This is a genomic window from Bacillus sp. URHA0034, assembly GCF_056280405.1.
In genome coordinates, this window is the sequence record NZ_JBWCDK010000002.1 from 491,428 (window position 1) to 513,257 (window position 21,830).

21 protein-coding genes are annotated in these 21,830 nt (G+C 40.5%); 4 read left to right on the plus strand and 17 right to left on the minus strand.

Annotated features, from left to right (window positions below):
• Nucleotides 1–60: 60 nt before the first annotated feature.
• Nucleotides 61–1,365, plus strand: coding sequence for an Nramp family divalent metal transporter (locus ACZ9EE_RS04735; protein WP_476025519.1), 1,305 nt, complete (start codon nucleotides 61–63; stop codon nucleotides 1,363–1,365).
• A gap of 274 nt (nucleotides 1,366–1,639) precedes the next feature.
• Here ACZ9EE_RS04735 and ACZ9EE_RS04740 read toward each other — a convergent pair whose 3' ends face one another.
• From ACZ9EE_RS04740 to ACZ9EE_RS04755, 4 genes are all read right to left on the minus strand, one after another.
• Nucleotides 1,640–2,104 carry a GNAT family N-acetyltransferase gene (locus ACZ9EE_RS04740; RefSeq protein ID WP_476025520.1) on the minus strand — a complete coding sequence of 155 codons (465 nt, stop codon included), beginning with the start codon at nucleotides 2,102–2,104 and terminating at the stop codon, nucleotides 1,640–1,642.
• 51 nt (nucleotides 2,105–2,155) lie between these two features.
• Nucleotides 2,156–2,566, minus strand: a complete 411-nt coding sequence (locus ACZ9EE_RS04745) for a vWA domain-containing protein (RefSeq protein ID WP_476025521.1) — start codon at nucleotides 2,564–2,566, stop codon at nucleotides 2,156–2,158.
• A gap of 100 nt (nucleotides 2,567–2,666) precedes the next feature.
• The gene (locus ACZ9EE_RS04750; RefSeq protein WP_476025522.1) at nucleotides 2,667–3,239 is read right to left on the minus strand and encodes a uracil-DNA glycosylase; all 573 of its coding nucleotides are present in this window, start codon (nucleotides 3,237–3,239) and stop codon (nucleotides 2,667–2,669) included.
• Between the two features lie 120 nt (nucleotides 3,240–3,359).
• Entirely contained in the window at nucleotides 3,360–3,869 is a 510-nt protein-coding gene (locus tag ACZ9EE_RS04755; protein WP_476025523.1) for a hypothetical protein, read from the minus strand.
• A gap of 212 nt (nucleotides 3,870–4,081) precedes the next feature.
• Between ACZ9EE_RS04755 and ACZ9EE_RS04760 the strand changes: the two genes are divergently transcribed.
• Complete coding sequence (locus ACZ9EE_RS04760; RefSeq protein ID WP_476032856.1) at nucleotides 4,082–5,740, plus strand: FAD-binding dehydrogenase; 1,659 nt, start codon at nucleotides 4,082–4,084, stop codon at nucleotides 5,738–5,740.
• 226 nt (nucleotides 5,741–5,966) lie between these two features.
• Entirely contained in the window at nucleotides 5,967–6,332 is a 366-nt protein-coding gene (locus tag ACZ9EE_RS04765; RefSeq protein ID WP_476025524.1) for a hypothetical protein, read from the plus strand.
• Here the strand turns inward: ACZ9EE_RS04765 and ACZ9EE_RS04770 are convergent.
• From ACZ9EE_RS04770 to ACZ9EE_RS04790, 5 genes are all read right to left on the minus strand, one after another.
• Nucleotides 6,325–9,462, minus strand: a complete 3,138-nt coding sequence (locus ACZ9EE_RS04770; protein ID WP_476025525.1) for an SbcC/MukB-like Walker B domain-containing protein — start codon at nucleotides 9,460–9,462, stop codon at nucleotides 6,325–6,327. The two genes, ACZ9EE_RS04765 and ACZ9EE_RS04770, sit on opposite strands and share 8 nt — an antisense overlap.
• On the minus strand, nucleotides 9,459–10,604 hold the full coding sequence (locus ACZ9EE_RS04775; protein WP_476025526.1) for an exonuclease SbcCD subunit D: 1,146 nt from the start codon (nucleotides 10,602–10,604) through the stop codon (nucleotides 9,459–9,461). The genes ACZ9EE_RS04770 and ACZ9EE_RS04775 overlap by 4 nt, the downstream gene beginning before the upstream one ends.
• Nucleotides 10,605–10,754: 150 nt before the next feature.
• Nucleotides 10,755–10,955, minus strand: coding sequence for a cold-shock protein (locus ACZ9EE_RS04780; protein WP_007083969.1), 201 nt, complete (start codon nucleotides 10,953–10,955; stop codon nucleotides 10,755–10,757).
• 505 nt (nucleotides 10,956–11,460) lie between these two features.
• On the minus strand, nucleotides 11,461–11,817 hold the full coding sequence (locus ACZ9EE_RS04785) for an ArsR/SmtB family transcription factor (RefSeq protein ID WP_476025527.1): 357 nt from the start codon (nucleotides 11,815–11,817) through the stop codon (nucleotides 11,461–11,463).
• 18 nt (nucleotides 11,818–11,835) lie between these two features.
• Entirely contained in the window at nucleotides 11,836–13,581 is a 1,746-nt protein-coding gene (locus ACZ9EE_RS04790; protein WP_476025528.1) for a SulP family inorganic anion transporter, read from the minus strand.
• Nucleotides 13,582–14,004: 423 nt separating this feature from the next.
• On the opposite strand from ACZ9EE_RS04790, the gene ACZ9EE_RS04795 reads away from it, so the two are divergent.
• On the plus strand, nucleotides 14,005–14,796 hold the full coding sequence (locus ACZ9EE_RS04795) for a TIGR00266 family protein (RefSeq protein WP_476025529.1): 792 nt from the start codon (nucleotides 14,005–14,007) through the stop codon (nucleotides 14,794–14,796).
• A gap of 78 nt (nucleotides 14,797–14,874) precedes the next feature.
• Here the strand turns inward: ACZ9EE_RS04795 and ACZ9EE_RS04800 are convergent, their stop codons facing one another.
• The 8 genes from ACZ9EE_RS04800 to ACZ9EE_RS04835 all read right to left on the minus strand — a co-directional run bounded on the left by ACZ9EE_RS04800 (nucleotide 14,875) and on the right by ACZ9EE_RS04835 (nucleotide 21,815).
• Nucleotides 14,875–15,885 carry an ABC transporter permease subunit gene (locus ACZ9EE_RS04800; RefSeq protein ID WP_476025530.1) on the minus strand — a complete coding sequence of 337 codons (1,011 nt, stop codon included), beginning with the start codon at nucleotides 15,883–15,885 and terminating at the stop codon, nucleotides 14,875–14,877.
• Nucleotides 15,882–16,757, minus strand: coding sequence for an ABC transporter permease subunit (locus ACZ9EE_RS04805; RefSeq protein ID WP_476025531.1), 876 nt, complete (start codon nucleotides 16,755–16,757; stop codon nucleotides 15,882–15,884). The genes ACZ9EE_RS04800 and ACZ9EE_RS04805 overlap by 4 nt, the downstream gene beginning before the upstream one ends.
• Nucleotides 16,758–16,909: 152 nt before the next feature.
• The gene (locus ACZ9EE_RS04810; RefSeq protein ID WP_476025532.1) at nucleotides 16,910–18,370 is read right to left on the minus strand and encodes a DUF4153 domain-containing protein; all 1,461 of its coding nucleotides are present in this window, start codon (nucleotides 18,368–18,370) and stop codon (nucleotides 16,910–16,912) included.
• A 72-nt stretch (nucleotides 18,371–18,442) separates the two neighbouring features.
• Nucleotides 18,443–19,081: an HAAS signaling domain-containing protein gene (locus tag ACZ9EE_RS04815; protein ID WP_476025533.1), complete on the minus strand. Its 639-nt coding sequence runs from the start codon at nucleotides 19,079–19,081 to the stop codon at nucleotides 18,443–18,445.
• Nucleotides 19,062–19,409 (minus strand): PadR family transcriptional regulator, encoded by a 348-nt coding sequence (locus ACZ9EE_RS04820; protein ID WP_476025534.1) that lies wholly within the window; start codon nucleotides 19,407–19,409, stop codon nucleotides 19,062–19,064. Before ACZ9EE_RS04820 ends, ACZ9EE_RS04815 begins: the two co-directional genes overlap by 20 nt.
• A gap of 125 nt (nucleotides 19,410–19,534) precedes the next feature.
• The gene (locus ACZ9EE_RS04825) at nucleotides 19,535–19,708 is read right to left on the minus strand and encodes a hypothetical protein (protein WP_476025535.1); all 174 of its coding nucleotides are present in this window, start codon (nucleotides 19,706–19,708) and stop codon (nucleotides 19,535–19,537) included.
• Between the two features lie 90 nt (nucleotides 19,709–19,798).
• The gene (locus tag ACZ9EE_RS04830) at nucleotides 19,799–21,241 is read right to left on the minus strand and encodes an amino acid permease (RefSeq protein WP_476025536.1); all 1,443 of its coding nucleotides are present in this window, start codon (nucleotides 21,239–21,241) and stop codon (nucleotides 19,799–19,801) included.
• A 319-nt stretch (nucleotides 21,242–21,560) separates the two neighbouring features.
• Nucleotides 21,561–21,815, minus strand: coding sequence for a biotin/lipoyl attachment domain-containing protein (locus ACZ9EE_RS04835; protein ID WP_476025537.1), 255 nt, complete (start codon nucleotides 21,813–21,815; stop codon nucleotides 21,561–21,563).
• Nucleotides 21,816–21,830: the final 15 nt, after the last annotated feature.

The window sequence follows — 21,830 nt, forward strand, 5'->3', positions numbered from 1 at the left end:
TGTTGATGAGCGAACAAACCTTGCGCCTATGAAAAACAAATGGAGAAAGGATGGTGTCTTATGAGTCAGTCAGAATCACTTGCAGTTGAAAAGGCTCGAGCTGCAGAAATAAAAACAGTTTCTGCCGCAAGAGATGCCATAAATGGAAAAGTAAAAGGCATCCGGGCCTTATTGCCCTTCCTTGGGCCAGCCTTTATTGCTTCCATTGCATATGTAGATCCGGGAAACTTTGCAACTAATATACAAAGTGGAGCCCGTTTTGGTTATAAAATGCTTTGGGTCATTGTCCTAGCGAACTTGATGGCGATGCTCTTACAGAATATGTCAGCCAAGCTTGGCATTGCTACTGGCAGGAGTTTACCTGAAATATGCCGTGATCGTATGCCAAAATGGCTCACGATGATTATGTGGATTGTCTCAGAATTTGCCGCAATGGCGACAGATCTTGCTGAATTTTTAGGTGCAACACTGGCACTGAATTTACTAGCTGGTATTCCCATGATCTATGCCACAATTATCACAGGAGTAATAACCTATTTAATCTTAATGCTTGAAAAATTCGGCTTCCGGCCATTAGAAAAATTTATCGCTGCTTTCGCTATGCTAATTGGTTTATGCTACTTGGTCGAAACGATACTCTCACAGCCTGATTTTTCGCAAATTGCTTATCATAGTGTGGTCCCATGGCTTGGTAATAATGAAAGCATTATGCTCGCCGTCGGGGTGATTGGGGCAACCGTTATGCCGCACGCAATCTACTTACATTCAAGTTTAACTCAAAGCCGAATCGTGCCAAGAAATGATACAGAAAAAATAAAGATTCAAAAATTTAGTACAAAAGAAATTATCATTGCAATGACATTGGCAGGCTTCGTTAATTTGGCCATGATGTATATGGCGGCCTCTGTTTTTAATACAACAGGTCAAAGCCATATTGCTGATTTGACAACTGCCTACCATACCCTAACACCGTTGTTAGGCGCGGCAGCTGCCAGTGTTTTCCTCATCTCATTACTTGCTTCTGGTCTTTCAAGTTCAGTTGTCGGTACAATGGCCGGTCAAGTGATAATGCAGGGATTTGTGGGTTTTAGCATCCCGTTATGGATACGCCGGTTAGTAACCATGCTGCCAACTGTCATAATTGTCGCACTCGGAGTCGATCCGACCCAGACACTTATTATAAGCCAGGTCATTCTAAGTATTGTCTTACCATTCCCGATCATTGCCTTGATTTATTTCACGCAAAAGAAAGAATTAATGGGTGTACTAACCAATAAGAAAATGACCACTGTCGTTTCTTCCCTGTTTGCCATCATCATCCTTGGCTTGAATATTTGGATGGTTTTACAAATCTTAATGGGTTAAACCGCAGAAAGAGCAAAAACACCATCTTACACGGGAGGGCACTGAAAAAGCCTCCTAAGATTTTAGTTGTGTATGTAATTTGTCTGTTGATTTCCGCTCCAGGCCGCTTCGCTTTCCGCAGGCGTACCGGGGAGCCGCCTTCCGCTCCAATCAACAGAGTTCTTTTACTTAGTCTAAATTTAAAAAGGTATAATCTCTCATCATTAAGAGAAATTATACCTTTTTTGTTGTTACTTTAAGATTCTTAACAAACTGACGGTTTTTCAGTGCCCTATTACACAGGATGGTGTTTTTGCTTTTTAAAGTGACTAATAAATAAACCTGGTATAACCTCTAGGTCAGATACAAATTTGAAACCATTTTTCAAATATAAATTTTTAGCCGGAGGATTTTCCTTTCCTGTTGATACGGATAGAACGGATATGTCCTGATTCTGTTCCTCCACTTTTGTCAACAGCTGTTGGGCAATTCCTTTCCGGAAATGACTCGGATGAACGACCATCCGGCAAATGGTCAGTTCATCATCACCAATCGTGTACGAGATTGCACCAACAAGAGCTTCACCTTCAAAATACCCCAAAAAGGTTTCGCCACAATCTTTTAATTTCTCCTTGGTTTCTATTAATGGGGGGATATCATCGAAATGAATCAATTGTGCCTCTATTATGTACGATGCTCTTTGCAGTCTAAAGACGTCTGCTAAAATTTCAGGTTGATTTAAATCAAGTTCTTTAATCATTTATTTTTCCTCTCCCTAAAAAATCCCCCACAAGGTGAGGGATCCCTATTTTTAGGCGACTTTAATGGCTTTACCAAATGGGACGCGCGGCAGAAAATCCCCGGGCACAAGCCAAAATAATTCAAAATCAACCTTTTCTATATCTTCTGAAAAAAAGCCGGTGACATCGGTGATATAAAATAGTGTATCAATCTTCTCTTCTTTTGCCCACTCTAAAACTAATGTATAGGAAGATTTCCCATGTGTATGATATTTAATTGAATCGCTTTGTACTGGGGAAATACTTCTAATTTTAAAATCTGCTTGAACTAACAAAGTATCTGGTTTTAATTGTTCAAACAGTTTGACTATGTTATTAATAAGTATTACTGGCGCTTCATTAGTGGAGGTATCTACTGCTAAGGCTACCTTTTTATCCTGCCTTTGCTGAATCATAGAAAGTATCGTTTTATGCCATCTCAACCCCAACAACCCCTTTGTTTTGAATGAGTGAACTATCTTATTTTGGGTTTTAAGGTAAGGGTTTATGATTGGTTAATTGCGGGAAAATAGTTCTATTTTATTATAAACTTCTGTAGTTATCTGCCAAGTACTGCCAATCCTTGATAAAAGTCGGCCAAAGATTAGGGCGTCTTCTTACTGCTAACGGATGGTAACTAGCAGTAGTCCGATAACCATGGAGGTTATGTAATTTGCCATGCAATTGCTTTACATTCACTTCAGAATCTTGAAAAAAGGACTGAACCGATACATTTCCAAGACAAAAAATAAACTCGGGCTGTTTGACCGAGAGCTGATGATCTAGATGCACCATACATGTTTTCCGGACCTCATCTTTATTATAAGCCCTGACAGGTTTTCTTTTTAAGATGTATGTTATATACAAATCATCTTCTGTTAGACCCACCTCTTGTGCAGCCTTTTGAAGTGTTTGTCTTGTCCCGCAGACAAAGGGATTCCCATCCCGGTCTTCACGGGCCCCCGGATTATCAAGAAGAATCATAATCGGTGCATTCGGATTTCCTTCTCCCCAGATTAGCCTTGATCCATGCTGATCAAGTCCACATTCACTACAAGTTTTATATGCATCCGGAGTTGGCTCTTCCGGCCATAAAATTGGACAAAAGTCAGTCAATACTTATCCCTCCGATGGCTAGCTTCATTGTCTTTTTGTTTTGTTACCCATGGTCAAGTTAACTTTACACTTCAGGATTATTTTCTCAGGAGAATTTTTGTTTTACCGCTAATAATAACCTTATTGGTTAGAAAACTCTCGTTTTTTCTTTATGTATTCTTTTTCGCACTTTAACAGCTTGTAATGAATGGCATTTCCTTCTTTTTTATTCTTTCCCACCACAACCCATTTAAGATCAGTCAGTTTTAAATGAACGGCGACGTTGGTATTATCAGGCTTTTTATAAAGCAAATAGGCTTCAGATGGTTTCACAAAAAGAGTCGGTTTTCCACGTGAGGCCACAATAAATTGCTCATGTAAGGATTGGTAATTCTCATCAACTTCTTTTCCGCCATAAATAAGATGGGCTGCATCTAAATCCTTGTCCGAAACTTCTAAATAGTTTTGTGAATCGATATCCAATCCTAGTTCGGTTATGATGTCCCTCATGACGGCTTTATTATAAAGAAAATCGCGATTTTTCATCTCTTCAAGGCAATCGGAAGACAACCTAGGGAGATCTTCGGCACGAGTATTTAGTGGACAAAGAACTACGAAAAGGCTCCACATAAGGATTGTCATTTTTTTCATCTATACCCTCCTAACCTGGTTTGAACCTATTATTCGGTATTTCCGGATAATCTATTCTATTAGAGGGGAAAAGAGTAATTTCTATAACTCAATCTGTTTAATAATTTTGGCAGGATTTCCTCCCTCGCTCACATTATCTGGAACATCCCATGCTATAATAGAGAATATTGACTATTCAGAAAACAAAAATGTGGATGAAACGGGGGATGAAATTGCGGTACGATGTTATCGTAGTTGGGGCTGGACTGGCCGGCTTAGCAGCAGTTGCAGAACTAGTTGACGCCGGTAAAAAAGTACTTCTCTTAGATCAAGAGCCGGAAGCCTCTCTTGGCGGCCAGGCTTGGTGGTCATTCGGTGGTTTGTTTCTAGTAGATTCTCCTGAACAAAGAAGGTTGGGGATTAAGGATTCTCGTGAGCTTGCCTGGCAGGACTGGCTAGGATCAGCCGGCTTCGACCGTACAGACGATGAAGATTATTGGGGAAAAAAGTGGGCAGAGGCCTATGTTGATTTTGCCGCTGGCGAAAAACGTCAATGGCTATATGATATGGGAGTTCGTTTTTTTCCGGTGGTTGGCTGGGCTGAGCGCGGAGGATATACAGCCGAAGGCCATGGTAACTCCGTGCCCCGCTTCCATATCGTTTGGGGGACAGGCCCGGGACTTGTCAAGCCGTTTGAGGAACGAGTCCGTCAAGCAATGGCGAAAGGTCTTGTCGACTATCGTCCGCGCCACCGTGTTAATGAATTAATAAAAAATAATGGAACAGTCGCTGGCGTCCGTGGTGATGTTCTAATCCCTAGTTCCGCTGCCCGTGGAGAAGCAAGCTCGCGGGAGGTTGTCGGGGATTTTGATTTCAATGCCCAAGCAGTTATCGTAACAAGCGGCGGCATCGGCGGAAACCATGAGCTAATTCGAAAAAATTGGCCCTCCCGGTTAGGTGAAGCACCGAAACAGATGATTTCTGGCGTACCTGAACATGTTGATGGCAGGATGCTGGCAATTACCGAAAAAGCGGGCGGCCGAATTGTGAATCGTGACCGGATGTGGCATTATACGGAAGGCATAAAAAACTGGAATCCGGTTTGGCCAAACCATGGAATTCGGATCCTCCCTGGTCCCTCCTCCCTCTGGCTTGACGCCAAAGGAAATCGCTTTCCTTCACCAAATTTCCCAGGCTTTGATACGCTCGGAACGCTAGAAGCCATAATGAAATCTGGTTACGATTATTCGTGGTTTATTTTAACTCAGAAAATTATTGAAAAAGAGTTTGCCCTATCCGGATCGGAACAGAACCCAGATTTGACAGAAAAGAGTATCAAAAAGGTACTGGCCCGTGTCCTTCCTGGTCCTACTGTACCAGTTAAAGCGTTTATGGATAAGGGTGAGGATTTTATAATTGCAAAAACGTTGGATGAATTGGTTATGGGGATGAATAAGCTGATCGGCAACCAGCTCCTCCAGGTTGATGTAGTACGACGCCAAATTGAAGCGCGCGACCGGGAAATAGATCATAAATTTACCAAGGATCTGCAAATTACTGCCATGCGCGGAGCTCGAAATTATTTAGGGGATAAACTAATTCGTGTAGCAAAACCACATAAGATTCTTGATCCAAAAATGGGCCCGCTAATTGCTGTCCGCTTAAATATTGTCAGCCGTAAAACGCTGGGAGGGCTGCAAACAGATTTATCCGGAAGAGTACTTGATGCTTCAGGCAGCCCTGTGCCTGGATTATATGCCGCCGGCGAGGTATCAGGCTTTGGCGGCGGAGGGATCCATGGGTACCGCTCACTGGAAGGAACATTCGTCGGGGGCTGTCTGTTTACCGGCAGGCAGGCTGGACGAGCACTTGTACAGGAACTAAATGGTTGAGTTTTGTGTGTGCTGCTTTTGTTACTGTTGAAGTTCTCTTTCTCATCACAAGGTCACAATTATTTTTTTTATTGACTGTTTAATCTATTTTGGGATGATTCGCGGGCACAATTACCCTTTATTTTGACCGTTCCAGCTATTATTCCCGACTCGCGGGCACAATTACCCTTTATTTTGACCGTTCTAACTATTTTTTCCCGACTTACGGGCACAATTACCCTTTATTTTGACCGTTCTAACTATTTTTCCCGACTCGCAGGTACAATTACCCTTTATTTTGACCGTTCCAACTATTTTTCCCGACTCGCTGGAACAATTGTCTTTTATTTTGACCGTTCCAACTATTTTTCCCGACTCGCTGGCACAATTACCCGCTAATTTGACCGTTCTAACTATTTTTCCCGACTCGCAGGCACAATTACCTTTTATTTTGACCGTTCTAACTATTTTTCCCGACTCGCAGGCACAATTACCTTTTATTTTGACCGTTCTAACTATTTTTCGCGACTCACGGGCACATTTAGAATTCGACAACAATAAAGCAGTGAATTTCCCTTTCCAGGGAAACCCACTGCTTTTTAAAATTAATTAGTAAACATAAACTCTGTCCGACTGCCGGTCTGAGCGGCAATCACTTCCAGTCTAACATCTATTCGCTCTTTTAACTCGGGCACGTGAGAAATGATCCCGACCAAGCGCCCGCTGCTTTGGATATCCATTAGGGCTTCAATTGCTTGGTCTAGTGATTCAGGGTCAAGGGTACCAAACCCTTCATCAATGAACATGGTCTCTAGTGAAACACCGCCGGCATAATTTTGCACTACATCAGCTAGTCCCAATGCCAACGACAAGGATGCCTTAAAACTTTCTCCACCAGACAACGTTTTAACATGACGCTCCTGACCGGTATATTGGTCAAACACAAGCAATTCCAAACCGCTCTGGGCATTCCCTTTCGACCGGTCTGTCTTACGTTGTAATAGATAGCGTCCAGAAGTCATCTTTCTCAACCGAACATTTGCTTCTCGTAATATATCATCCAAGAAAGCAGCCAGAACATATCGTTCAAACGTTATCCGTAAATGATTCTGCCCCCTGGCAATATCAGAAAGATCACCGATTATGCTGAACCGCTCCTCTAATTCTTTTACTTCGTTGTTCAGACTCTCAACTCGCTGATGAATGTCCTCATTATCCCGTTTTTTTACATATAAATCAGTTCGTTCTTGAGTAAGCTGATCAATCTCGCTTGCAAACTTCGCTAACTCCAGTTTGATCACCTCTACGTCAGGTGTTTTTACATCGGCTAGAAGCTCCGTTAGTTCCTTCAAGCGGTCAGATACTGAGCGTAATTCTTCGCGGTACCTGCGGATCTCATCCTGAAGGTGCAGAATTTCTCGTTCTGATTTTTTAGAAGCAGCGTAAAGCCCATATTTCTCAAATCCCTGTTCTGATAGTTTGGCAACAAAGATGCCGCGTTCGATTTCGAGCTCCTGCTGTTTGGCAGCATGATGCTTCTTTGCATCTTGTAATCTAGCCGTTTCACTAGAGAGCTTTTCATTCACAACTTGGAGACTTTTCCGTGCTTCCTCCAGCTGTTTCACTAATATGTCATGACGATTTCGTAAGGATGAAAGCATCCTTTCGTATTCCACTTCTGAACGAAGATTTTCAGGAATCACCTTCATCATTCTAGTAAGATCTGTTTTCTTTTCAGTAAACTGAACCGTTAAATCATTCACCAATGCTGACAGCTGCTGAATTCCGGACTGTAGAGCAGCTCTTTCTGATTCTCTCGTCTCCATTTCTGACTTAATGCGACCAAGTAGTTTAATTTGTTCCTCCAGCTTGTTTTGAAGTTGAACCAGCTGACTCTTAGCCGCAGCCGTCTCCATTTTGACATGGGGTAATTCTTCAACCGTAAAATCTGGACGCTGCACACGTATTTCGTTAAGAATGTCTTGAACTGCTTCCTTTTGGATTCTTTCTTCCGATTGACACTGATAAAAACTCGCTTCTATTTGTGATTTTTCTTGTTCCCATTTCGAAGCTTGGTGCTTAGCAGACTTCAAATCTTCTTCCGTTGGAATATGATTTTCTTGTTCAATCGCAGGTGCCGGATGATCCAAAGAGCCGCATACAGGACATGCTTCACCAGTACGGAGATTAGCAGCTAAAATAGATGCCTGACCATGGATCCATTTTTTCTCCATCTCTTCGACACTGGCTTTAGCATCATGATATCGAGCCATGGTATTTTCGTAACGACCGCTAATCGTAACTAGATTTTGTTCCGCCTTTCGATGACGTGCAAGCCATGTTTCTAGTTTTTCGAGCCGGGCAAGATCGACTTTAAGTTTTTCGAGCTTACCTTCATTTTCTAAAAAGAGTAACTTCCCGTTTTCGATTTCTTCTTTATGGGTTTTCAACGTACTGATTCGCTCTTCTAATTGTCGAAGACTCTGCTCATGATTAGCTTGCTTTTCCTTTGCTGCCTTAAGCTCGGCATCCTTCTGCTTTGTCTCTTTTAGCAATGCCGAAAAGGAGTATACATCCTCCTTCATACTAACCAATCGATTGACTTCATCGAGTACAGTCTGACGCTCACCCTCACGCTCTTGCTCCCTTTGCAGCTGCTGTTCAGATTGCTTTGAGAGTCCGTTTAGTTTTTCAATCTCGGCGGCAATCACGTTAATATTTTCCTGAAGCTGATCTGCCTCCCGTTTTAACCGGTGGCATAACTCCTCTTGTTTCGCTAAAAGTGCAGCCTTTTGGGCCCGTTGCACCTGAATTTCTTTCTCGGTGTACTCGTCCTCTTGAGCAAGTAAGCGTGTCTTTTGCCCTTTTAACTCCTCTTTTGCTTGCAGCTGCTTTAGGATTGCTTCTGCTTCGTATAGCTGTTCCTTTAGTTTATCTTGGGCTTGTACCTTGTTTGTTAATTGACTAGCTAATTGTTGGAGTTTATCTGTCATATTAACAATTTCTGCTTGTAAAAGCGGCATGATGACGGTGTGATTTTCCGGGTCAGTTTCTAGTGCTTGACTGAGCTCATCATTTGTAAATGAATGGATCCGGCGTAAGGCTTCATTTCGCGATTTCTCAGTTTCTTCCACCGTCTTTTTCAATTCACTTGCTTCCTCTTTAAGCTTTTCTTCTATTAGTTTATAAAGCTGGGTGTGAAACAAACGCTGCAGGATCATTTCTTTGTCCTTACTGTCTGAGGTTAGCAGCTTGCGGAATTCTCCCTGTGGAATCATTAAGATTTGCCGGAATTGATTGGCATCGATTAGCATGATCTCTTTAATTTTTTCCTCGACATCATTTGTTTTCGATGCAAGCAATTTTCTTTCTCCATCAGTGTCCCACATATATAATTCCGCTTTTGCACCGATCGTGGTAAAGCCATCGCCTCTATCTTTCTTCTTAAGCTGCTGCGGTGACCGGGTAATGGAATAGACTTTGTTACGCAGGGAAAAGTCTAGAGAAACCTCTGTTAATAACTCATCCGTTGCAAATTGGCTGCGTAGTTCGGGCCCATTGCGGTCTTCTCCGCTGGCTTTGCCATAAATGGCGTAACTAATCGCGTCAAAAATCGTCGTTTTTCCTGCGCCAGTTTTTCCGGATATAACAAACATGGTGCGGTTTCCAAGCTGATTAAAATCAATTTCCTCTCTGCCTGCATATGGACCAAATGCCTGCATCGTTAATTTTAATGGTTTCATCTATTCCCCTCCTCCCGTAATACCTTTTCAATGATTTCCGTCATTGCATCTCTTTTTTTCATTGTAAATTCAGAGGTTGTCATGTCTGTGTAAAATTGTTCGAACAGGTCGATCTCAGACTTTTTCTCGCTTTTTAGGGCAATGTAGGATTGTTTTTTCTTGCTGTCTGTCAGGTCAATCTTTTTTTCCAGATGAAGGACATTTGGATAAACCTGACGCAATTTATTAATCGGATCGAGCAATGCTCCTTGATCCAGAAGGGTTATCTTTAAATAATCTTCTACTTGTTCATTTCCATAAAAAGTAGGGTCAAGTAATTCTTCTATATGTCCTTCAATTTCCCGCATGTCATGTTTGGGCGTAAGTGAGCGATAACGGTGAATGAAATTTCCTTTTTCATCCATTTCAATTATTGATATCGACTTCTTTTGCTTTGCCTCGGAAAAAGAATACTTTAGGAGAGATCCTGAATATTTCACTTTCTGATGGTTAATCGCATCCGGACTATGGAGATGCCCAAGTGCCGTATAGGAAAAAGGAGCGAATAACTCTGCTCCGACACAGCCTGAGCCGCCTACAGATAATATCCGTTCAGAATCTGACGTTTGACCTCCTAAAACAAAGGCATGTCCCACTAGAACATTTGGTTCATTCGGGTTCAAGGTCTCTTCTATTTTTCCAATCAAGGCCTTCATCGCCTCTTGATGGGAATGAATGGAATCATCGTCAAGCAGCTGGCGAACAACGCCCGGCTCTGCATAGGGAACAAGGTAAAAATTAACTCCATTAATCTGAAAGGGCTTGAAGTTAGTTGTAAGTTTACCTGTTAAATAGAATTGGCTATGTTTATACCATGAACTGCCGAAGGAAAGACGCTCTGCACTGTCATGGTTCCCAGCAATTGCTACAACAGGTGTTTTTAGCTCAACATTGATTTTAAAAAGAATTTCATCTAATAACTCAACCGCATCAGTCGGCGGCACAGACCGGTCATAAAGGTCACCGGCAATGACCACCGCATCTGGCTTCTCTTCTTCCACGATCGATACAAATTGTTCAAGTGCAGCACGTTGATTCTCCGTCATATAGACACCGTGGACTAATTTTCCTAGATGCCAATCAGCGGTGTGAATAAATTTCATTTTGGTCACCTCTTGCATATTTGAATACTCCTATTATAGCAAAATACCAATTGGATTGAGTCTGGAAATAACTTTTATACTCACTTTTGGACAATAAAAAACAGCCTGCGACTTTTGTCGAGGCTGTTGTAATGTTTGTTTTTGGTAGGATTACTTCTTTGTTACGTTAGCAGCTTGTGGTCCACGAGCTCCTTCAACGACTTCGAAAGAAACTTCTTGACCTTCTTCTAAAGTTTTGAAACCTTCTGTTTGAATGGCAGAATAGTGAACGAATACGTCGTTTCCGTCTTCTGCTTCAATGAATCCAAAACCTTTTTCTGAGTTAAACCATTTTACTTTACCGTTTTTCATGTAAAAAAATCCTCCTATTGGCTTACAATCAAGCCATGTGTAAAATTCACCAAAGTACAACGTGATAGCTTTACTTTTATTTCCTCATCCAATCATCGGTTAAAACTTTGAACAAGCTGTAACATAAATCTAATCTCGTGTTCAACGGCTGTCTAAAATTTATCATTTATATTAAAATATGTCAAAAAGGGCTTTACGACACAGTTCTACATGGTTCTGCAAATCTCTATTTCTCTCATTTTCATACCGCCTATCTATAAGTCATAAAAAAACAGGTTTTGTCGTATTTTACAGAAAAATAATTAGCCGATTTGCATTTTATTACGTGTATACTTCTTATTTTCTGCTATACCATTGCTGTTTTATTGAAGTGGGTGTCAGTCAACCTGCCATTCAACTTTTCCTAACCGGCACTTAACCCATTTAATCCAATCCTTTAACAATAACTCGAGGCCATATAGGTTAAGGACGGAATGTCGGTACTACGTAAAAAAAGCCGAAGATATTAAATCTTCGGCTGCGGCAGGACTTCCTCATCTTCTTCCTTAAACTTATCAAGGATAGTAATCGTATCTACTAAATGATTATTAAAAATCTGACGGGCAACAGCCAACAGTTCAATAATCATCGGATCCTTCAATGTATAAATGACCTTATTTCCTTCTTTAGTACCTAAAACAATATTTTTTGCTCGTAATATGGTCAACTGTTGTGAAACCGCAGAACCTTCACTGCCAACAAGGGTTTGAATTTCATTGACATTCTTATCCCCGTCTGCGAGCAGCTCCAAAATGCGGATTCTTAATGGATGAGCCAGTGCTTTAAAAAACTCCGCCTTAAATTGCTGCATCTCCAAATTCAAATCATCACTTCCTCTGTTTTAAAAGGTGGCTGTTAATTTTGCCCGATTTTCCACAAACTCTGTCGCTGACAGTTGTTTACATTCTCTAAAGGCAAAATGCTTACAGCCAAGGCATTTAGTTTCATTTATCTGTGATAATCCATACTGAATCGCATCGCCTGTATGTTCAAAAAAGTGGTCCTGCCCAATTAAATCAAATAAACCTGTCTTTTTTAGCACACTCTCCGGCTGCCGATTCAATCCCGATACCAACACTATACCACTTTTGGTAAAATGTTTCACAATACTTGTTAGAATCGCTTCACCGGTTGTATCCATTAACGGCACCTTGCTCATTCGCAAGAGGAGAATTTTGGGCCGATAATTAATCGTCTCCATTATGGTCTTCTCAAATGTTTGGGCTGCCCCAAAGAATAACGGACCTTCCACATTAAAGATGCTAATTTGCGGACAATCATGGGTATCTGTGACCATGGATGTTTCTACTTTTCCTTGTTTATGCAGTGGATTTGGCAGTGCCTTTGCGGTCTTCGTGACATCGCTCATCCGTTTCACGAACAGGACAGCAGACAAGATTAAGCCAATTTCAACCGCTGTCGTTAAGTTAACAAAAACGGTTAGCAAAAATGTCACCAAAAGCACGATTGAATCTGTTGATCGTGTTTTCACAATGTGGGTAAATACCTTTCGTTCGCTCATATTCCAAGCAACTACCATTAAAATGGGTGCCATACTGGCAAGCGGTATATAAGATGCCTTTGGGGCTACAAACAATAAAACGAGTAAGACCACGATCCCATGGATAATACCAGAGAATGGGGAAACTGCGCCATTTTTGATATTTGTAGCAGTTCTCGCTAATGCACCAGTGGCTGGAATTCCGCCAAAAAGCGGAGTAATCATGTTTGCTATCCCCTGACCAATTAATTCTTTATTACTATTATGGCGGCTATTGGTCATTCCGTCAGCTACAACAGCAGAGAGAAGTGATTCAATTCCCCCAAGCATAGCAATAACAAACGCCGGCTTTAGCAGTTTGATGATAATATCCAAATTTAGCAGAGGTACATGTATCTGCGGTAAAGTACTAGGAATTTCACCATATGCTGTACCGATTGTGGCAACTTGACCAGGATAAAATAATGCAGCTACAAGTGTTGAAACTAATAGTCCAATTAACGGCCCAGGAATTTTGGGGGCAACTTTTGGCGTTAATAATACCATCAATAAACATATCCCTGCCGTAAGCAGACTATATAGATTGATTGAGGCTGTATGGACAAAGATTTCCTCTAGGTTGAGAATAAATTCTTCATGCTTTTTGATTCCTGTTAATCCCAGAAAACTAGAGATTTGTCCAGTAAAGATCGTAACGGCTATCCCTGCCGTAAATCCGATTGTTACCGGTCTGGGGATCCATTTAATTAGTGAGCCTAAGCGGAATATCCCCATCAACGTTAAAATTATCCCTGCCATAAATCCTGCGATAAGAAGATTTTCATAACCATATGACATGACAATCCCAAATAAAATCGGAATAAACGCTCCTGTTGGTCCTCCAATTTGGTATTTTGAACCGCCAAGAAGGGAGATAAGAATCCCAGCCACGATAGTAGTATAGATTCCATACTCCGGCTTCACCCCAGAAGCAATTGCAAACGCCATCCCCAGCGGAATTGCGATCACACCAACAATTAAACCTGAAAGCAGATCCTTTTGAAAACTTCCTACTGAATAATGCTGGAACCTTTTGTCCATAAACATAGTAACCCTTCTTATCGTTTTATTTTAGTATATCTGATTATTTGAATATAGGGGAATACAAAGTTATATTCAAGTAGTTTTTAAAAAAAGTTTTTCTTGTTTTCTTTTGTTTTATCGTGCTATAATGATTAAGCGATGAGCTGAGTTGTGTAAGCCGAGAAACATTCCTTTATTGGAGCACACTATGTGGAGTGTGGTTTTTCGCCTCAATACGCAGGAGACGCCTGATTATTCAGGCGTCTTTTTTATTTGAAAAGCGGAAGCGCACGAACGGTTAGCGAAGTCTCCTAGCCACTATGAACTGGACTAGACACTGTTCAAATTACAATTTTCTATTTTGCTTTAATTAAAATTAGCACTTTTTTCCTAATTTTTTTATAATAAAAATAGGCTTTTATTATAATTAAATGTGGAGGGATCCGGATGAATAACCATCAAATCGATTTTAAGATATATGGTGATGATATGCAGTTTGTTGAGGTCGAGCTCGATCCGCAAGAGACAGTTGTAGCGGAAGCAGGCAGCTTTATGATGATGGAAGATGACATACATATGGAGACCATTTTTGGGGACGGGTCCGGCGGCGCTGGCAGCGGGATAATGGGCAAATTATTTAGTGCCGGCAAACGGATTATTACGGGTGAGAGTCTGTTTATGACCACCTTTACCAATACAGGCGTTGGTAAAAAGCATGTTTCGTTTGCATCCCCCTACCCGGGTAAAATTATTCCAATGGATTTAAGTGAACTGGGCGGCAGGATCATTTGTCAGAAAGATGCTTTTCTAGCAGCCGCTAAAGGGGTTCAAGTAGGGATTGAGTTCCAACGAAAAATCGGTGCCGGCTTTTTCGGCGGAGAAGGCTTCATTATGCAAAAACTCGAAGGTGACGGCATGTGTTTTGTTCACGCCGGAGGTACAATTATTCGTAAAGAGCTCCTCCCAGGTCAGTCTCTAAAAGTAGATACTGGTTGTTTAGTGGCGATGACTAGCAATGTTCAATATGATATAGAGTTTGTAAAAGGAGTTAAGACGGCCTTGTTCGGCGGTGAGGGCTTGTTCTTTGCAACATTAAGAGGCCCGGGTTCTGTTTGGATTCAATCACTGCCATTCAGCAGGCTGGCAAGCAGAGTATTTGCTGCAGCCCCATCGCGCGGCGGTGCTAAAGATGAAGGCAGTCTTGCACGGGGAATTTTTGATATGTTTAATGGAGATTAATGTTTTCGGGCAGGGTCGAATTTGGGACCCTGCTTTTTTATATTTTTCCATTCGTAAATAAAAGGCTAAATTAACTAGCTACCCTTCCGCCTTCCTCCGCCCAACAAATTCAAAATCAGCATCTGATGAAGGCTCGACTGTATATTTTTTTACTTTTGTCCTTTTCCGATCCCTTTTCAGTACCTCTCGTCCATTTAAATTCTCCTCTAATTCCTTTTTAATCATATTCACGATCACAATCACCGCAAAATAGCCCATAATCGGAGTTAAAACCGTCCATGGTGCCCGGATAAATTCACTGAAGTTTTGACCAATTAAACCTGCCCATTCATTTGATAAAGTCGCCGGCTTGGGCGGTTCATCATACCCCATAATTCCTGCCCGGTTGCGGCCTCCTAAAAACATGCCAAATATGCCAAGCTGCATGGTAATGTGCAGCGTACTGATAATTTGTTGGACCGTAAATAAGATTCCATACGAACGGATATGCGGCCAAAGTTGACGCCTGATGATATGCAGTTTGCCTGCCCCCATTAAATAAGAGCTTTGTACATAGGTGGTTTTTAACAGATCATCTGTAACATCAGAAGCAAACAGCGTTACAGATGGAATCCCAATAAAAATGAGAATAATAATTTGATAAGTAACAATAGAAGAAATCGCAACATTATTAAAATCCCCAACTATCGGCAGCATTAAAATAAAGCCTAAAAGGACGGATGGGATATACCGAAAAATAATAAACAGATCCTGTATATAGCTTTTTAGAAAAGGGGCCCAAAGTGAGAGAATCAGCCCTAAACCCCCACCGATAAGAACCCTAATGAGAGCAACGCTCAATGCTGTGATAAGGGTGAACTTCGCACCGTATACTATCAACAAATGTATATCTTCACCATTTCGATCAGTACCCAGCAGGTGTTTTCCAGAAGGAGGAAAGGGTGCACGTCCAACAACATCTCTATGCTCGTTAGTAACAATTACCTGGTGATTAAAATCCTTCGGACCATAATAAGGATATAAAAGACTTATCATTAAAAGGACTAACAGAAAGATGGAACCAATAAGGGTTTTTTGATACATTTTCATCTATTTGCTTCCTCCTTTCCTTGAATCTTTGTGGATAAGAACCATCCCACAGTCTCAATAACCAGCAACGGAACCGTTAACATCAGCAAAAAAACAACAAGGGTCGTTATATTCCCTCCGATAGAAACTACTTTTAATAATTGTTGATTAAACCCGTTAATATTAAAGATCACTTCTACTAAATAAATATTGGATAGTAATACTAAGACAATGGTCCTTAATTGAACAATGGCAAGCGGAAAAATATTCCTCATGATATGTACAAGGAGTACCCTCAACTGCCCTATCCCCTTCGCTTTTGCATATTCTACATAAAGCTGATTTTGTTCATCTGTAATTACCTTTATTAAAAACTGTAACATTAAAAATAATGGTAAAAACGAGACTGTCATAATGGGTACAAAATATGGTTTATTTCCGAAAACTCCATAGAGTTGTAAAAACTTCAAACCGGTTGTTTTATAAAGAGTTACCACAAAAAACATAAATAAAAAAATAATCAGTAAATCTGGAACACCTTCAAAAAAATTGATGATATTTTTTAAAACGTTCCTCACTTTAGGCGGTGAAAGAATCACAGCAATCGCCATTCCCACCGCCAAAATAATGATTAGTATGATACTCAGTAATAATAGGGTCATGGTATAACGGTAGCTTTCCACAATGTCTACCGTATGAAGGAACTCCCAATATCGTGGATCATTTATCGTGAGAAGGCTATGAAAATCATAGGTTACCTTGCTCCAAAAGGTATGTAAATTGATTTGAACGCTGTCTTGCCCGATTCCTAATAAAGTGGGTAAATTAAAAACAAATAGAAAACTTACTAAGATTAGCACGATCCTAATTAATATACGGAATAACCGTTTCATTTCTTCCCCCCATCCCTTAAAAATTTTTATTTTCCTGTGAATTCCCTTATAGTTCCATTTCACATTGTAACCTATTTTTCCTAATATTCTCAATTTAAATCTGAAGGGATCAAAAAAGCATGCATATTTAATGCATGCTGCGACACTGAAACCTACTTCAATTGAAGTTTGTTTAATTTTTCAGAAGCTCGTTCTCTTTTTAGATTATAAGATTGCCAAGTATGACTTGCAGTTCGGGATTCGGTTTGTTTGTCACGTAAAATCCTTTCTAATTGAGGTATAGGTTCACCTCGTTCATAGAGTTCTACCAATCCGAGCACCCCAGTTGCCGATAAACGGCTTAGGTAGGAAGCGTCAATTTTACCGGTTACCTCAAAACGGTTGATATTTTCCTTCACAACAATTCGATCCAAATCAATGACGTTTATAGTCGTGTAATAAATCAATGCCGTGATAAAATAAAAGTGAAACAGGGATAGTTTTTCCACCCAAATCTTGACCAATGTATAGGTAAAGATGACAACGAGGAAGATCATAAAGGAATGAACCAATACCCTTGTAAAGGTAAACCCATAGGCTTCCTCATACATTCCTAATCGTAAGAAGGCGGAGCTAAGCATAACTGCGCTGGATAGAACCAGAATGGTCAGCAAAACCTGCCTCATCCTTCTGATTCCATTTTTCCCGCTTTCCCCAAACGATAGAACCACGATGGTGATCGATAAATTGATTAACGTCACAAAAAGCAGTTCAAAAAAACCTTTTCTTGCATATTCTGCGTAAGTATAATCCCCTTGCAGGCTGCCGCTGAAGAAATACCTAAATTGAACGATCGTAAATAGGATATAAACCAGATTGATTAAGACCAGAACGGTTACCGAAATAATCGTATCCAGCTGAGCCGATGCCTGCCACTCCTGCTGTTTCATGACTTCCATTTGTTTGTTTAAGAGCACCTGCATCAAGCCAAAGAAAGCACCCATACAAATAAGAATAACGACTAGTCTCATGACCCCTTCGGCATCTACCACTCGAAATAAATCAGGAATCCCCCCTACCAACAGCGCAAACTGGCTATCAGCGGTCATTAACAGGCGCAAAACAACGGCTAGAACAGGTAAAGAAATGACAATCCCAATCAAGATTTTCTTCCAAATTAAAAGCTTATGATCGTCGACACCGTTCTTAGCGGATTTTCCAAATGATGAAGTAAAAGCGAGATTATATTTTAAAGCGTCAATAAGTCTTTTGATGATATAAAGGATAAATGACGGCTGGTTCCAACGAAAATTTTTGGGGCTGGTTACTAAGACAAGATGAAATATAACCAATACCGGAATCCCCACGATATTCAAAATGTAAAAAAGGATATTTTCATTCAATACATAGCCCGCGGATAATAACCAAATACAGATCACGATTAGATAGCCTAAGCGTTGGTGGGAAAAGGAAAAACGCCGGTATCTCCAAAAAAATACAGCATAAAACGCCATGATAAAGATAAGATAAGAAATTCCAATCATTTCTCGGAAAAAAGATTCCTCCGCTAAAACTCCAAGCAGCAAGCATAAAAATAAAAACAGCCAATCTTTTTTGTTTACGTTTATTTCCATTGTATATCCCTCACCTTTGTATAGAAATTCTACTTATATAGTTTTACTAGGTATATAAGCAAAAAAAGCCGCTTATATCGAAGCTTTCCTTCCCCACCGGTATCCCAACCAGCTTACCGGATAAAGAATTATCGTAAAAATGATACAAGCAATAATAAAAGTTTTTGTTAGAAGCGGCGCGAACCAAGAATGCGGAATAATTTCAAATACGGTCAAAATCATCAGTACTATATTAGGAATCAATGATAATAAGAAAGTTTTTCTTAAAAGTCTCCGCCCGCCATGTCCAAAGCCCTTGCCAATTTCGTAACCAAGTAATGCCCAAAAAAACATATATAAAAAGGCAATTAGGGTTGGAACCGATGTTAAATGACCCCAAAGGGCCGTTAACCAGCTCCATTCATAAAGATTATGTGCGAGTGTTATGATACTTCCGCCGCCAAAAAAGACAATGTTTAGTAAAATAAAGAGCCACTTCATATTACTTGGAGTAACAGACAACTCTTCCTGCCACATCGCAGCAATTTCCGCAGGGCTTCCGAGCCTTGACACAAGGCGGTCCATCACTTGCTCTTCTGTTAAACAATCCGAAGATTCGTGTAGAATTTCATCAATATGGGCCTCATATTCTAAGAGAATACTCTTCTTATCTTGATGGCTGCCAAGTCCTTTATCTAATTGTCTAAGAAAATCACTCTTCGGCCGTTCCATGTTTTGATCTCCCTATTACCTTGTTCATCACTTTAACGAAATCCTGCCATTCACGCGTTTTTTCATCTAACAATTCTCTTCCCCCATCGGTGATCCGATAGTACTTGCGCGCTGGACCTTTTTCCTGTTCCACCCAGTAGCATTCAATGTATTCCTGTTTTTCAAGTTTATGAAGCGCAGGATATAAGGTTCCTTCCTTTACGCTTAAACCATTGTCACTGCGCTGTTCTAACTCTTTTACTAATTCATAGCCGTACATATCGCGCTCATTTAATAATTGCAGAAGGATTAAGGAAGTGCTGCCCTTTACTAATTCACGATTAAACATTTTCTCACCTACCTAGAATTTTTAGGTACATAGAAATTCTACAGCTATTTTGCTTCATTGTAAAGAATGTTTTGCCAAATTTTCAAAAAATAAAAGTGACGAAGTTATCGTCACTTGATCAGTTGTTATTTCATTTTTAAATTCTTTTTTTGTCTTTGGATGAATTGATCCCGTTCGCCACCATCAGATAATTCCTCCGAAAATTCGTGATCTGGTTCTTGCCCGACAAATTCACCTGTTTTTAACGTCTTCGGTGCTATATTATTATTTGGGGCCGCCTGTTCATTCCAATCTTTCATCTATATCACCTCTATCATAGTATTCTTTGTTTCCGATACTTTATCCCAAAACAAAAGCGCTTGGATGGATCCAAACGCTTTTGTTTTGATTTAGATAATCATTTTTTTATTTTCATTTAGATTTAATTCCTGTTCAGCTCCCCGCTCCATTTCGCGGTTCTTTTTGATTTTAAAATGGTAGATTAAATAACAGGCCACCACAAAAGGAACACCTAAATATAGGGCCAGACGCTGTTCAGAATCAAATGCTAAACTGGCCAAAACCAGACAATTTAAGGTTAAGCCAATAATCGGCAAGATAGGGAATACTGGCGTTTTAAACTTTAAATCCGCGACTTTGCCGCCTTCCCGAATAAATCTCCTGCGGAAAGCAATTTGTGAAGCTGTAATCGAAATCCAGCCAACTTGTGCACCCAGACCAGCCACCGATAACAGCCAAACAAAAACGGTTTCTTCGGCAAAAAAGCCTGATAATAATGATAAAAGGGCAATGCCAATGGTTAAGACAAGCGCGTTAAAGGGAACCCCTTGTTTATTGACTTTTGCCAGCCTTTCACTTGCCATCTTCTCTTTTGACATCGCATATAACATCCGCGTTGCGGCATATAAGCCAGAGTTAGCAACTGAAAGTAGCGCAGTTAAGATAACAAAGTTCATAATATCCGCTGCATAAGGAATACCAATACTATCAAATACGACGACAAATGGGCTTTCAACAACCCCTGCTTGTTTCATGGGGATTAAGCTTGCTAACACAAAGATGGCTAAGACAAAGAAAAATAATGTACGCCAAACGGTTTGTTTAATCGATCTAGGAATCGTTTTCTCGGGCTCTTCGCTTTCTCCTGCGGCAATCCCAATAAGTTCCGTTCCTTGAAATGAAAAGTTAACGGTTATCATGGTAATTAAAAGGGCGGTAAACCCATGTGGTAATAAACCATGAGCCGTGAAATTGGATAAAAATGGCGCAGATTGTCCACCCTTCAAGCTAATCAACCCAAACATTGCAGCGCCGCCAAGAACAATGAATGCTAAGATTGCAAGGATTTTAATGCTCGAAAACCAAAATTCTGTTTCGCCAAATGCACGGGCAGAAAGTGCGTTGAGTGAAAATAGAACGATGGCAAAAATGGCGCACCAGATCCAAACAGGTGAATGCGGGAACCATCTTTGCATGAGCTGGCCGGCAGAAAGTAACTCCAGTGCAACAGTAACAGACCAGCCTAGCCAATACAGCCAGCCTAGTGCAAATCCTGTGCCAGGGCCAATAAACTTTGTTGTGTAGGTTTGAAATGATCCGGAAACCGGCATTGCGACCGATAATTCCCCTAAGCATAGCATGGTTAAGAACATAATAAAGCCGCCAACAATGTAGGAAAGAATCGCACCCATTGGACCTGCCTGACTAATCGTATAACCAGAACCCAGGAAAAGTCCTGAACCAATGACCCCTCCTAAAGAAATCATGAACAAATGCCTGGACTTCATCGTTCTTTTTAATTCATGTGTAGTTTTGTTTTCTTGTAAATTCATTAAGTTTCCCCCTTTTTCTTTTTGAGAATGCGCTTACAAATTTTTTCCATCCCATTCATCTAGGAAAGGAAACAATCAACAGTTATTTCTTCCTGTTGATAAAAAGAACTCTGTCGTTCTACCATTTAACAACGACAAAATCTTTTTAATTTTTTCACTTTTCCAATCATTATAATGCAATTTTTGTGCCAAACATGATAATGCTAAAATGTGAACATTTTTTGACTGTTAATGCCAATTTTTTTGGCATTATTCGTAAAAATTTTGCATATAATACGCAAAAATCCCCCATCCAACTACTGGAAAGGGGATTTCTCGATCAATCACTACCCGTAATGATTAAATCGTCCTTTATTACTGCCAAGGCAGTTTCAGCATCCACTTTTTGGCCGTCCTTCACATTCAAGGAAGTGATATGTCCGCTAATGCCAACCGAAATCTCTTCAATTTTACCGTTGTGAGCTTTAATTAAAAACAATTTCTCCCATTCATATACATGGCTGTCTTTTTCAGTTAATACTTTTTCAACGGTACCGGAACATGGACTGTAAACCGTTTCTTCAATCCTTGGCAAGTTATTCACTCCTCA